Below are 13,831 nucleotides of genomic sequence, written 5' to 3' on the forward strand. Positions count from 1 at the left end.
AAAACAAATTTATTTGCATATTAAACAAATAATAAAGTATGTTGTTTTTAAAAAATTTTTAATAATTGCATCTAAATATTACTATAAAAAAAACACATAAATAGGAACCTCGCGGAATTAAAAAAACAACTCGCAACACTACCTGCTGTAAAGTTCCTTCTTGCTGACGGAACTCAGGTGCCAGAGCATTTCCATGTAACGGAAATCGGACAGATCACAAAAAACTTCATTGATTGCGGAGGCATTATCCGCCAGGAAAATGTAGTTAATTTTCAGCTCTGGACTTCAAACGACATGGATCACCGCCTATATCCTCAAAAGTTATTAAACATCATTGCCCTTTCGGAGGAGGCTCTTGGCATTGAAGATCTGGAAGTAGAAGTGGAATATCAATCAGATACCATTGGCAAATACAGCTTAGGTTTTAATGGGACGAATTTCATCCTGGAAACAAAAAAGACGGCTTGTCTGGCAAGTGATAACTGTGGAATAACCGCTGACAATAATATAACTGAATCAGCTGGTAAAAACTGCTGCACCCCAGGTACAGGCTGTTGCTAACGATGAAACCAATTACCAAATATAGAAAACCGGTTATTATTACTACATCTGTTATTGTATTACAAATACTATTCGGATTTGATGCAAAGTTCTGCATCATTAATATTATCTGGCTTTTCGTTTAACAATTATTTATGAAAAAAATTTTAGTTCTCTGTACCGGCAATAGCTGCCGAAGCCAGATCGCGGAAGGTTATCTCCGCCATTACGGAAAAGATGTTGTTGTTTACAGCGCCGGCTTAGACCCTCACGGTGTAAACCCCAAAGCAATTGAAACGATGAAAGAAGATGGTATTGATATTTCGACTCATACTTCAAACAGCATTGAAGAATATCGTGATATAAATTTTGATTTTGTGATTACTGTATGTGACAACGCAAAAGAGAATTGCCCTTTCTTTCCTACAACTGCGATAAAAATTCATTCGAATTTTCCTGACCCTGCCAAAGCCACAGGAACAGGAGAGCAAATCCGAAATGAGTTTAGAAATGTTCGTGCTATGATAAAAAAATTCTGTATTGACTTTCTTAATACAGAACATTTGCTGATTTCATTATAGTTGTTACTGACAGCATTAAATGGTTTTCACGCCAATACCTTCGGTATTGGCGTGTTTTATTTTTATTCTGTTATTGCTATAAATATGTGACCCCGCTGGGATCATAATTTGTTTCTTACTTCAGAAGATAAAAAGATCTTATAAGAATATGCGAAACTCTATAAATAAAAAAAGCCTCACATCTCTGTAAGGCTTTCTAATCGTGGGAGATACTGGGTTCGAACCAGTGACCCCCTGCTTGTAAGGCAGGTGCTCTGAACCAGCTGAGCTAATCTCCCTCTTTCCTTTCTGACAATCTCTCGTCGTTTGGGAGCACAAACATACGACCTTTTTTTTTAATTGCAAAACTTTTCAAAAAAATATTCGTAGAATTTCTTCGTTGTATTTATGCGTATAATTTACGTGCTTCACATCCAAATATTTAACCGAATTACCCCCTCTGAAAATTCTTAAAAAAATACTGCTTTACAGCCTGATCACAATAACCTTTTTGTTAGGGCTGGCCACGGCTTTGATATATATTTATAAAGATGATATCATTTATCTGGCCACCATGCAGATAAACAAACACCTGAATACTCAGGTTGATGTTTCAAAAAAAATAGATATCAGCTTTTTTGAAAAATTCCCTGAACTTTCGATCGGCTTCCATCAGGTAAAATGCTACGAACCCGGAACAGGAAAAGTAAAGGTGCTTGCCTCTCTGGAAAATGTTTACATCACGTTCGATATCCTCGCATTCTGGAACAAAAATTATACGATTGACAAACTATATCTTGAAAAAGGATTTATACACTTAAGAACCGACGCTGACGGGAAACATAATTTTATGATCCTGAAGAAAGATACAAGCACCGCAAAGTCTGACTCGGACTTCAGCATCTCGTTCATTCAGTTGAAAAATATTGAATTTATTTACGACTATCGCCCCAGCGAACATATATATCAGGCATATATAAACCTTACGGAGGCTTCGCTGGCCTCTAAAGACGATTTATTTTCCATTGCTCTGGAAAGCAATCTGAAATCAAACGGTCTGCAGCTCAAAGAACATCTGTTCCTCCAAAATAAAGATATCCTGTTAAAGTCTTCTATCTGTTTTAACACCGCAACAGAAGTGCTGCAGATCAAACCTTCCTTTGTAAACGTCAACACTTCTGAATATACGATACAAGGCACCTACCAAATTAAGAAGTCTTTTATTGACCTGTCCTTCAACGCAAATAAAAACGATATCCAGAGTTTCGTGTCGATCTTCCCGAAGTCATTGACTTCAGATATACAGCAATACAAAAGTACAGGGAATGTATATTTTAACGGAACAATAAAAGGCGAAACAAATTCAGGTGTAAGCCCTGCCATTGACATTAAGTTTGGTTTCGATCATGCTACCTTCTATCACCCGCAATACAAGCAAACGATCACAGACGCCTTTCTGGCAGGCAGCTTCAGCAATGGCGCGAATCGTAACCTGAGCACGTCTTCGGTGCGACTTTCAGATTTAAAAATAAAAATCGATCAAAAACCAATCGAAGGTTATTTCCATCTTACCAACCTGGAAGACCCATATATTGAAACGCAACTCAAAGGTGGTGTTGTGCTAAGTAAAATACTAAGTTTCATTCCTTCGCATCCATTTGAAAGCGCTTCCGGTGAAATTGATTTTGATATTGAATTCAAAGGGAAATCGAATGATTTCAAAAGCAAGGCCGGTTATGCGCACATCCAGACTTCGGGTGATGTCGCTTTCAATAAAGTAAAAGTAAAACTCAACTCCTACCCGCATGTGATCAGTATTGATGAGGCGGCGTGTATCTTCACACAAAACGATGTATCAATCGATAACATGCACCTCGCAATCGGTAAAAATGAAATTGTATTAAATGGAATTTTCAGAAACATCATCGGGAAATTAATTTTCCCGGACCAAATGGTATATGTGCAGGCAGATCTGGAGATGGGTCATATTTTCCTGGAAGAAATTTTAATGTCTGATACGCGTTCTAAAAAATCTTCTGACCAGGATTTTATCATGCCTTCGTTAAAAGATTACAGACTGGATCTCAACCTCACTGCAGCATCCATGAACTATCAGAAATTCCATGCAAATAAAATTACAAGTAAAATTGACTGGAGCTATCCGTATTTAAATTTCAGCAATTCCAATCTGACTTTCTGCAACGGGACCTATACCGGTAAAACTGATTTAAAGCTGGCAACCGGCAAGTCTGTTGAAATCAATACCGATTCAAAAATCAGAAACATGTCGATCGACAGTTTGTTTTATGTCTTTGAAAATTTTTCCCAGGACTTTATCACCAACAAAAATCTGAAAGGTCAGATCTCAACAGATATCAGTCTGTTTCTGGAGCTTGACAATCACTTAACCATCTTGCCGGCTTCGGTTATTTGCGATGCAGATATTACAGTGTACAACGGAGAGCTTAACAATTTCGATCCGTTAAAACGTATTTCAAAATTCCTCGATGCCGACAACCTGAGTAATGTTACGTTCTCTGAAATGCATAACCACTTCCTGATCTACAACCAGGAAGTGCAGATACCGGACATGAAAATTGTTTCGAACGTTGGCAAGATCGGCATTTCAGGCAAGCATGGCTTTGACGGCAAGATTGCTTATCAGATCGCCTATCCGATCAAAAATCTTAAGAAAGAAAAAACGGATAGTGATGCAGCCTTCGGGGCACTACGCAAAGATGCTAAAGGTGAAATGACGTTATTCCTGATTATTCAAGGTACCACAAGCGATTTTAAAATTTCTTATGATAAGAAAGCAACTGCTGAAAAAATAAAATCGGATATACAAAAAGAGAAAGCTGAATTAAAAGACCTGTTTAAGAAGAAAGAACAGGACGCGGAAGAAATTAAAAGAACCCAGCAGGAGCCGGAATATTTTGATTTTGAATAAGAGTATGCAGCACCTGCTGCATACTCTTATTCATTTTATTCTTACATAATTAAAAAGCTAAACAGATTCGAATCTGAATTCACCAATGTATAATCTACATTTTTAGCATTCATGCGCTCAATCAAAGCATTAAAATCTTCTTTCACTTTTACTTCAATACCTACCATTGCCGGACCATTCTCGCGGTTTGTCTTCTTCGTATATTCGAAATAAGTAATATCATCATTAGGCCCCAGCACTTCATCCAGAAACTCTCTAAGTGCGCCGGTACGTTGTTTAAAGCGAATAATAAAATAATGTTTCAAACCTTCGTACAACAAAGAACGTTCCTTGATCTCCTGCATGCGATCAATATCATTGTTGCTGCCGCTTACCACGCATACTACATTTTTACCTTTGATCTCTTCTTTGAAGTAATCCAGCACACTGATGCTTAATGCCCCCGCAGGTTCAGCAACAATTGCCTCTTCATTATATAATTTGATTATGGTACTGCAGGCTTTACCTTCCGGCACCAGCTGTACATCATCTAAATATTCTGCACAAATATCGAATGTCAGATCGCCGACACGCTTTACAGCAGCGCCATCCACAAACTTGTCAATCTCATCCAGCACAACTACTTTACCCTCTTCAAGAGAACGCTTCATGGCAGGAGCTCCCAAAGGTTCCACGCCAATGATTTTTGTATCCGGACTCTTTTCCTTCACATAGGTACATAAACCCGCCGCAAGACCGCCGCCGCCGATGGGTACAAAAATATAATCTATTGGTACTTGTATATCTTCTAAAATCTCAAGGCCCACAGTGCCTTGCCCCGCGATTACTTTTGGATCATCAAACGGATGTACAAATAACAGTTTATTGTCGGAACAATATTTCATTGCTTCTTTGTATGAATCATCAAACGTGTCGCCAATCAATACAACCTCTACAAATTCTTTCCCGAAGAATTTTACCTGCGAAACTTTTTGCTTCGGTGTAGTGCTTGGCATAAAAATATGGCCCTTTATTTTCAAGGCCTGGCATGAATAGGCGACGCCCTGGGCATGATTGCCGGCACTTGCACAAACAACCCCTCTTTTGATGTCTTCTTTCTTCTGGCTGCACATGAAATTATACGCGCCGCGAAGTTTGTAAGAACGCACCAATTGCAGGTCTTCTCTTTTCAACCACAAATTGCACTGGTATTCATCTGAAAGATGTTGGTTCTTGTCTAACGGCGTGTGTTTAATAACATTATTTAATCGCTCTTCAGCGTTCACAATGTCTTCAACCCTTACTTTTGTATTCATACTTGTATTCTCAAATAGGACAATTTTAAGCCAATTGCCTGATAATTATTCCCACAAAAGTACATTCTCTATACCCAACTAGCAAAAAAACCATTTATTATATCTAAATTGGATAGATGAAACAAATGAACTCATTTCAGGTAATTGCTATATTCGGCATTATATTCAGCCTTGTAGCACATGTAATTTTATGGATTCTGGATAAGAAGGTTGAACACTTTGTATACCTGTATCCTACCTGGGTTGCTGTATTTATTGGCGGTATGCTGATCAATCCGTATTTGTCGAAATACGATGACGATCATCACCATCATCATCACGACCACCAGCATTAATACGTGTAGCTGTATCTGAATGGATCCGGAAAGATCCATGAATAACCCAGAGCGGATATTTTTTCTGAAGACACTTCTTTCCAGTCTGCATCAATAGCTGTAATAAAAGCAGGCAGCGCTAAATTGAATTTTGCACAAAGGCTTTCGTAAAATAATTTTCTGTTTGGGTGCTTCGGTGAACAAACATTGAATACTTCAGCAGGTGTCTTTTTATCCAGCATAAACTGGATACTTCCAACGGCATCATCACGGTGTACCAGATTAACTGGTTCGTTCCATCCCGTAAGATCAGTCTTCCCGGCAAAAAATCGGGCAAGCATTCTGTCATACCCCGTCAAACCTCCCATTCTAAGTACCAGGCGTTCAGGAATGGGTGATTGCAGTACATACATTTCAGCTTCGGCAAGCACTTTATTATCTGCCTCGGCAAGCTCTGTAACATCAGTCTCTGTAACGATCTTATTTGCATTTTTATATACCGAGGTAGAGCTGATATAAATGATCTTTTGAATGAAGATTGAATGCGCTGTAATATGATTCAACAGTTCCTTTACTTCTGCTGCATGCTTGCTTAGCAGATTCCTTTTTGTACCCGGTGGAATTGCAATGATCAAAATATCACAGGTTAAAAATTCTTTTAAACCAACACCTGTCCATTTACCATCTTCGGCTTTTACAAGAAACCCTGTGGCTCCCGCAGATTCAATTTCACGAAGTCTTTCTATTCTTGTAGTAGAGCCTTTCACGTGATTACCTGCTGCTGCAAGCTTTCTGGCCAAAGGCACACCCAACCAGCCGCAGCCTAAAATAGAAATCGTTTTAGCAGCGCTCATTAATCCAATGCGCTGTTTAAAAACTGATTTAATTTGTACAGTTCCGTAAACGGCTGAATGATCGCCGGAATTATTTTTTTATCATTGACAATGAGAGCCTCATCCAGCGGCATCGTAACAGTAAAGCTTTTCAACTTTAAAAAATCTGCATGTGTATTATCTTCACTATATTCTTTAGGCATGCGTGTCAGTTTCATTTCCTGATCAAAACCATCAAAGTATTTTTTGAATGGTTTGGCCTTTAATATTTTATCCAGCGCATCGCCATTGTAATCAATTTCCTGGCGAATCAATTTCAATTGTTCAGGCATCGGCATCCAGATACCGCCTGCGACAAAACAATTGCCGGGCTCCAGATGCACATAGTAACAAGCCTTTACTGACTTCTTACCACCGGGAGCAATCATAAAACCCATATTGGTTTTATAAGGGGATTTATTTTTAGAGAACCGCACATCGCGGTTGATGCGGAACATACAATCTTTCGGTTCAAGGGAAGCAATGCTTGAATCAAATTTTGAAATTCCTTTAAGTATCTGTGCGACTAGTTCTTTAACCTCGCCTTTAGCTTCTTCGTATGCAGGGCGGTTCTTGTCAAACCATTCTTTGTTGTTATTCTTTTCAAGCTTTTTTAAGAATTTAAGCACTAAGTCTAACTGCATATTCCTGATGTTGATTTTTGTAAACAATTAACTCGTCATTCAGTATCCGCTCATGACTAAAAGGCCTTGCACGTACAATCGGAGACTCTATTCCTTTACCAAAAGTATTTTCTGAACGGAAGATGCGGATCTCATCCCACAATCCTTTCCGCATAAACCCTTTCAGCAGCTGCGTGCCGCCCTCAACGATCATGGACAAATGTTTACGAATATACATATCATTCACTATAACATCAATCATATCATCCATAGGGTCAACTTTTACATATTCCACCAGGTTCCGTACATCCTGTTCGATAAAATTATAACAGATTGTTTCCTGGCTACCATCCAGCAAATGTGCCCCAGCCGGTACCTGGAGCTGTTTATCAATAAATGCCCGCACAGGATTACGCCCGGTCCAGTCGCGCACATTCAGGCGCGGATTGTCATATAAAGCCGTATTGGTACCAATCAGTACCACGTCTTCTTCACTTCTCCATTTATGTACCAAACGGCGTGAAACCGTATTGCTGATCCATTTTGAATCGAAATCTTCCTTCGCTATAAACCCATCTGCTGTTTCGGCCCATTTCAGAATGATGTATGGTCTTTTCTTTTCAATAAATGTCAGGAAGCGGCAATTCAGTTCTCTGCCTTCTTCTTCCAGCACGCCCTGAATGACCTCAACGCCATGCGACATTAAATATTCAAATCCGGCTCCGGCCACTAAAGGATTGGGATCGATAGTAGCAAAAACCACCCGGGCAATTTTGTGCTCCACAATCAGATTGGCGCACGGCGGTGTTTTGCCATGATGCGAACATGGCTCTAAATTCACGTAAAGCGTAGCTCCTTCAAGCTGACTCTTATCTGCTACTGAATTGATTGCATTTACCTCTGCATGAGGTTTCCCGAAAGATTCATGGTAACCTTCGCCAATAATTATATCATCCTTAACGATTACACAGCCAACCATTGGGTTAGAACTTACGTTACCAGCTCCTAGTTTTGCAAGCTCCATGACGCGTTGCATATATCTTTTATCAGAATCCATAATAGTGTATCTTTAGCTTGTTTAAATTAAACGATTGGCTAATATTCCGGGTTCATTTAACTTATTCACAATTGAATCAATTAAGAAAAATATCTGCGAAATACCTATTTGAAGGGGCTAAAAAAAGTTTCCAACAATACGAAAAACCTGAACAGGAGAGCATTTTATACCTTCTTTTCGCGGCACTATTCAACATTCCCAAAATTGATTTCCTGGCAAACAAGGAACTGGACTGGAGCCCACTGCAGCAGCAGCAGCTGGACGCTTGTTTAACCAGACTGAATAATCATGAACCTGTTCAATACATCATCGGGAAAACGTTTTTCTATGACTCTTATTTCAACGTAAATAAATTCACACTCATTCCACGCCCTGAAACGGAAGAGCTCGTACAACTGATTGTTACAGACAATCAGCTTAATTCACCAAAAATTATAGACATCGGTACTGGCAGCGGTTGCATTGCGATCAGTTTAGCCAAAGCCATCAAAAATGCTTCGGTAACGGCAGTAGATATCAGTACTGAAGCCTTGTCTGTCGCCCGCGAAAATGCTGTTATGAATGAAGTCAGTGTTTCATTCATAGAATTGGATTTTTTAAAACATAAGGACCAGCTCAAAGATCGGTTCGATATTATTGTAAGCAACCCGCCTTATGTGCTGGAATCTGAAAAACCTGAAATGCGTTTAAACGTATTGGAACATGAACCGCATCTGGCCTTGTTTGTAGAAGATAATCATGCTTTAAAATATTATGAAGCATTGCTGGATTTTGCTGCTACAAACCTGGTTAAAAATGGTTGTGTATATGCAGAAATCAATGAACAGAAAGGCGACGGGATGACTGCTCTTGCAGCAGCATATGGTCTTTCAGATGCAGTCATCATAAAAGACATGTTTCAAAAAGACCGGATTTTTAAAGCGTATAAAAAATACTGATACTATTAACTCATCATCATATTGAAGCCCAAAATTTTACATATCATCGATTCTTTTTCAAAAGGCGGGGCTGAGGTGCTGCTTTCGGGTATAGTACCTGAATTATATGGCTTCGAACACCACATCATCTATCTAACCTATACACAATACCCCCTGAATGAAAAGCTTCCGCCTTTCATTACACTGGAATGCCTGAATTATACAGGCTTGTCAAATACCTTTGCCGCAATAAAAAAACTAAAGCGCCGGATTGCTGAAATAAAGCCTGATATTATTCATACCCACCTGTATTTCTCAACCATCTTTACCCGTTTCGCAGCCGGCGATTCCATTCCTGTGATTCACACCTATCACAGTCAGTATTACCGCATTCAATACATCGACCGTATTTCGAAATTAAAAAGATGGTGTTTAAAATGGATTGACAAATTAACGTACAAAGAACGCTACACCATTGTACATGTTTCCCAAACCCAGCAAAAATCAAACGATGCTGACATAGGTATCAAGCGAAGCAGCATTTTATATAATTATGTTGAAGATGATTTTTATCGAAAAAGAAGCCGCACATTTGACAAAAAAAATGGCAAACTTAAAATCATTTCGGTAGGCAATTTAAAAACGGAAAAAAATCACATCCTTTTGCTCCAGGCAGTAAATCTGTTAAAGCACATTCCGATGCATGTAAACATCTGCGGACAAGGCATAGACCATCGCATGTTGCAGGAATACATCAACAGACATTCTTTACCTGTTACCATCCACGGGAGCAAAAACGATATTACAAATCTGCTGGAGCAGCACGACCTGTTTGTTTCCTGTTCTATCATCGAAGGTTTTGGAATAAGTGTTGCAGAAGCCATGGCAGCTGAAATACCTATGATCATATCCGATATTTCAACATTCAGGGAAATTACTGAGAATAAAGCCTGTTTTTTTAAATCTGCTGATGCCCGTGACCTGGCTGACAAAATCGAATTATTTTATAATGCTTCAGCTTCCGCGGAACAATATGTTCGTGCTTGTAAAAATGTGGCAGAGAAATACCGGAAGGCAATCTATATTAACAAACTGAATATTTTGTACCAGTCAAAAATAAACGTCCATCATATTTAAATAATAAACATGATGGACGTTGAATGATTTTAGATCTTTTTAAAACAAGCTTGTTACTGCCTGCGCAAATGATTTGAAGATATCGATGTTGATTGCAAGCTTCAACAATGTATTCAAGCTTAAGAAAATAATAAAGCACCCGACAAAAATCATTAATGGTTTTTTCTTTACTCTGTTTACAAGCAACGCAGCAAAAGGTGCAGCAAATACACCACCAATAATCAAACCGATAATAACCTGCCACAAGCCCGGATCAAGACCTGCAAATACGATGAATGTGAGTGAGCTTGATAGGGCCACAAAGAATTCTGCCAGGTTTACAGAACCAATCGTATAGTTGATTGCTCTGCCGCTGCTGATCAATGTTGAAGTAACGATCGGCCCCCAGCCCCCGCCGCCGATACTATCCATAAAGGCTCCGAATAATGCCAGCGGAGTCACTTTCGTGATTTTATTTTTAACCTGTGTTGTCTTTAATGCCTTGCGAAGCACAATAATACCCAGGATCATGGTATAAACCATTGTAACCGGACGGATGTATTTTTTCACATCGTCTTCTGAAAACAACGTTCCCTTTTCCAATAAAGATAAAACCACTGCACCTAAGATGGCACCTATAATTCCCGGAATCAATAAGTTTTTAAATAACTTCTTGTTTACGTTCCCGAACTTTAAATGCGACAAGCCTGAAGCTCCTGTTGTAAAAACTTCTGCGATGTGAATACTTGCACTAGCATTCATGGTCGAAACACCAATACTTACAAGGAAAGATGTTGCTGTCGCGCCATACGCCATCCCGAGTGCACCATCAACCATTTGCGCAAGTAAACCAACAATCAGATATCCGATCAGATCTTTATTGAAAATTGTTCCAAGAAAATCCGTAACGCCTGCGTAAGCTTCTTTAGGAGGATTGCTTAGGAACCAGGTAAGAGCAAAAGCTCCTACTAATACAATCGCTAAACCTATAGCTAAGCGCTTATAAAGTGGATTACGCTTATTTTCTTCATTAATTTCATGAATCAGCTCTTCCTGCAGATTTGGATCGGCTAGCTTTTCTTCAAGTTCATCTATCTTTTTATTTTCCATAAAATATTGGGGAGTATTATTTATCTTTTTTTCTGAAGTCAACTGTCTGTATTAATGACAGACAATAAGCATTGTATGAATAAATTTGTGTACCTGTTGGTTGCTGTCCGTAAATGTATTGATAGAACACAGTTGTGCCGAAGTTCTTTGTAAACTGGTAGCCAATACCGGCCGCAAGTCTGTTCTGGTCAAAATTATTGTATACTTTTTTGCCAAAGCTTACAAACAATTCGTCTGACAGCACACCAAATATTGTATTCTCTTTTATTTTTTCATTATTAAAAGGAACAGATATATAAATCTGATAGCCTACACGAAAAGACTCTGTGTACCCCTCCTGAATGACGCCTTTTGAAATATTCGCGTTAAAGCGTTCTTCCAATCTATATCTGTTTCTGATCTCAACTCTGCCTGCCTGCTGTACTACTGTCAGACGCTGATAAAACCGTTGCTCCGGACGCATTACTTCTTCATACCCGCTAAGAAACTGATTGGTGCTAAAGTATGCATAACCAAACTGAATGTTAACCTTAGGTGATATCTGATAAATTGCACCTAGGCGAATGAAATACTGCGCCTTACTTTTATAATAATCATGCGTTCTATATCCCAGATCCGTATGTATACTTACCTTATCAGACACCTGTCCTCTCCAGATATATTGTGTCCAGACAAAATTATCGTGGTATATATTTTTAGACTGCTGTGCTTCAGAAGTAGTAATACTAATAAAGATTAGTGCAATAATAAGTAGTTGATTTTTAAGCATTTTTCTATATAAGCTCAAAATAAAACAGAGATGATTCCAAATCATCTCTACTGATTATATAGACAAAACTAATCTAACCGGATTGATTTCGCAAACCGGCAAACAAAACAATCAACTAAACATATATAATACAAAACGTTTAAAACGAATAATATTCGCTTTAAACGTTTTGATCTAGTATAATATTTCTTATTTCATCCTATTCTCATATTAATTTGTACCTCAAATTCATATTTCCAATTAGTCGCTTTTTAAATTATTTAGTTAGCAATTCAAAAAGACGAGTGAACTGTTGATTAGAAAGTATATCTTAATGTTGTTCCGAATGTTCTTTGGTCACCTAACACTGCTGCATATAAACCTGAGTTACCACTAGCAGGCAGTAATTGTTCGTAGTAGTTTTTGTTGAATACGTTACGAGACCAGATGAATACGGTAACACCTTTCGTAGCGCGGAAACCAAGACGAGCGTTAACTAATGAGTAACCGTCAATATTTAAATATTTTGAAGGAGACGGGCTTGAAGAGAATTTAGAACGATTGAAATTGTCTACAGCGAAGAAGTATTTACCTTCAGTTGTAATTAATTTACCTGGTAAGGCAATTTCACCACCGATTGTACCAGCCCATTTAGAAATACCTGGTAATTCCTGCCCTGAGACATCTTTGAATGATACAGTAGCACCTGTTTCTTCTAATGGCAGCGGCGCATTTGTAAATTTCTTGTAAATACCTTCTGTATATGAAACAGCTGCATTAAATGTTAAATATTTACCAACTTTAGTGCTTCCATCTAATTCAAGACCCCAAACTTTTACTCTTTCAGCATTTGCCAGGTATCCTCTATTCACACCAAGCTGAGGAGACTGAACGTTTGCCTGGTAATCTTTCACTTCCGTATCAAACGCAGAGAAGTTTAATGTAGAGTTCTTCGTTGGAGATGTTTTGATACCAAACTCATAGTTTGTTGTGTATTCAGGTTTAACTGTCGCTAAACTTAAATCAGGAGCAGTATTTGTTGATGATATTGTAGGTAAACCACCAATATTTACACCTACCGGCTTATATGCTGTAGAGTAAGTAGCATATGTATTGATGCTGTTATTAATTTTATAAGATAAAGTTAAGTTACCTGATACGTTTTGGTTTGTTGCCTGTGTATGGAATTTTTGTGCTGAATAAACTGAGTTTTTCAATGCAATTTCAGCCGGGTCTGTTGTTTGTTTACCACCACCTACAGTTCTGTCGTAATCAGCATCTTTGTAATCATAGTTGTAACGAAGGCCTGGCAATACGTGTAAACGGTTTTTGATTACAGCCCAGTCCAACTGACCGAATACAGCACCACTGAATGTATTAAGAGTTGAAACTGTATACTGTGTATATCCATCAATCAAATCTGATGTCATCAGTGTTTGTGAAGCACTTGTTCTTGAAAAACGCCATTGGTCAGCACCTGCCTGTTCAACACCATTTGTTTTGATTGTTTGTCCAAGAGCAAAAATACCTGCTACACCACTCAAACGATCAGAGAAATTACCGGCATAACGAATCTCCTGAGAAAGCTGTTGCTGTTTTGATGGGTTTTGAGATAGTCTTAATGCATCCAGGCCTGTGAAATCACGATCTGTTGAAGGATCCCAGTTCCAGTAGCGCCAAGCTGTAGTAGAAGTAAGTGTACCACCGCCGATTTTAGCATCTACGTTTA

The 13,831-nt window shown here is 38.6% G+C and carries 13 protein-coding genes and 1 tRNA gene; 6 read left to right on the forward strand and 8 right to left on the reverse strand.

Going from position 1 to position 13,831, the window contains the following annotated elements:
• Positions 1 to 177 precede the first annotated feature (177 nt).
• Positions 178 to 561, forward strand: a complete 384-nt coding sequence (locus tag ACTHJT_RS16805; protein WP_440240346.1) for a DUF6428 family protein — start codon at positions 178 to 180, stop codon at positions 559 to 561.
• 134 nt (positions 562 to 695) lie between these two features.
• Positions 696 to 1,121 carry an arsenate reductase ArsC gene (locus tag ACTHJT_RS16810; RefSeq protein ID WP_440240348.1) on the forward strand — a complete coding sequence of 142 codons (426 nt, stop codon included), beginning with the start codon at positions 696 to 698 and terminating at the stop codon, positions 1,119 to 1,121.
• A gap of 203 nt (positions 1,122 to 1,324) precedes the next feature.
• On the opposite strand, the gene ACTHJT_RS16815 is transcribed toward ACTHJT_RS16810, so the two are convergent.
• Positions 1,325 to 1,399 (reverse strand) — tRNA-Val (locus tag ACTHJT_RS16815).
• Positions 1,400 to 1,581: 182 nt separating this feature from the next.
• Here ACTHJT_RS16815 and ACTHJT_RS16820 point away from each other — a divergent pair.
• Entirely contained in the window at positions 1,582 to 4,050 is a 2,469-nt protein-coding gene (locus tag ACTHJT_RS16820; protein WP_440240370.1) for an AsmA-like C-terminal region-containing protein, read from the forward strand.
• Between the two features lie 41 nt (positions 4,051 to 4,091).
• Here ACTHJT_RS16820 and ilvA read toward each other — a convergent pair whose 3' ends face one another.
• Positions 4,092 to 5,345, reverse strand: coding sequence for a threonine ammonia-lyase IlvA (gene ilvA, locus ACTHJT_RS16825; protein WP_440240350.1), 1,254 nt, complete (start codon positions 5,343 to 5,345; stop codon positions 4,092 to 4,094).
• A 125-nt stretch (positions 5,346 to 5,470) separates the two neighbouring features.
• Between ilvA and ACTHJT_RS16830 the strand changes: the two genes are divergently transcribed.
• Positions 5,471 to 5,680, forward strand: coding sequence for a hypothetical protein (locus ACTHJT_RS16830; RefSeq protein WP_440240352.1), 210 nt, complete (start codon positions 5,471 to 5,473; stop codon positions 5,678 to 5,680).
• Here ACTHJT_RS16830 and ACTHJT_RS16835 read toward each other — a convergent pair.
• The 3 genes from ACTHJT_RS16835 to ribD are packed head-to-tail and all read right to left on the reverse strand — an operon-like array spanning position 5,677 to position 8,211.
• The gene (locus ACTHJT_RS16835) at positions 5,677 to 6,513 is read right to left on the reverse strand and encodes an NAD(P)-binding domain-containing protein (protein ID WP_440240354.1); all 837 of its coding nucleotides are present in this window, start codon (positions 6,511 to 6,513) and stop codon (positions 5,677 to 5,679) included. The two genes, ACTHJT_RS16830 and ACTHJT_RS16835, sit on opposite strands and share 4 nt — an antisense overlap.
• The gene (locus ACTHJT_RS16840; RefSeq protein ID WP_440240356.1) at positions 6,513 to 7,175 is read right to left on the reverse strand and encodes a DUF2461 domain-containing protein; all 663 of its coding nucleotides are present in this window, start codon (positions 7,173 to 7,175) and stop codon (positions 6,513 to 6,515) included. The genes ACTHJT_RS16835 and ACTHJT_RS16840 overlap by 1 nt, the downstream gene beginning before the upstream one ends.
• The gene (ribD, locus tag ACTHJT_RS16845; RefSeq protein ID WP_440240358.1) at positions 7,153 to 8,211 is read right to left on the reverse strand and encodes a bifunctional diaminohydroxyphosphoribosylaminopyrimidine deaminase/5-amino-6-(5-phosphoribosylamino)uracil reductase RibD; all 1,059 of its coding nucleotides are present in this window, start codon (positions 8,209 to 8,211) and stop codon (positions 7,153 to 7,155) included. The genes ACTHJT_RS16840 and ribD overlap by 23 nt, the downstream gene beginning before the upstream one ends.
• A 71-nt stretch (positions 8,212 to 8,282) precedes the next feature.
• Here ribD and prmC point away from each other — a divergent pair, with 71 nt between their 5' ends.
• Complete coding sequence (gene prmC, locus ACTHJT_RS16850) at positions 8,283 to 9,149, forward strand: peptide chain release factor N(5)-glutamine methyltransferase (protein ID WP_440240360.1); 867 nt, start codon at positions 8,283 to 8,285, stop codon at positions 9,147 to 9,149.
• A 21-nt stretch (positions 9,150 to 9,170) separates the two neighbouring features.
• A complete protein-coding gene (locus tag ACTHJT_RS16855; protein WP_440240362.1) occupies positions 9,171 to 10,265 on the forward strand; it encodes a glycosyltransferase in 1,095 nt (364 codons plus the stop codon).
• 39 nt (positions 10,266 to 10,304) lie between these two features.
• Here the strand turns inward: ACTHJT_RS16855 and ACTHJT_RS16860 are convergent, their stop codons facing one another.
• From ACTHJT_RS16860 to ACTHJT_RS16870, 3 genes are all read right to left on the reverse strand, one after another.
• Entirely contained in the window at positions 10,305 to 11,354 is a 1,050-nt protein-coding gene (locus tag ACTHJT_RS16860) for a sulfite exporter TauE/SafE family protein (RefSeq protein WP_440240364.1), read from the reverse strand.
• A 16-nt stretch (positions 11,355 to 11,370) separates the two neighbouring features.
• Complete coding sequence (locus ACTHJT_RS16865) at positions 11,371 to 12,123, reverse strand: DUF2490 domain-containing protein (RefSeq protein ID WP_440240366.1); 753 nt, start codon at positions 12,121 to 12,123, stop codon at positions 11,371 to 11,373.
• A gap of 296 nt (positions 12,124 to 12,419) precedes the next feature.
• The coding region (locus ACTHJT_RS16870; RefSeq protein WP_440240368.1) for a TonB-dependent receptor at positions 12,420 to 13,831 on the reverse strand (1,412 nt) is incomplete at its 5' end.

The sequence above is a fragment of the Cytophaga sp. genome (assembly GCF_051961495.1).
In the GTDB taxonomy this organism is placed as follows: Bacteria; Bacteroidota; Bacteroidia; order Cytophagales; family Cytophagaceae; genus Cytophaga.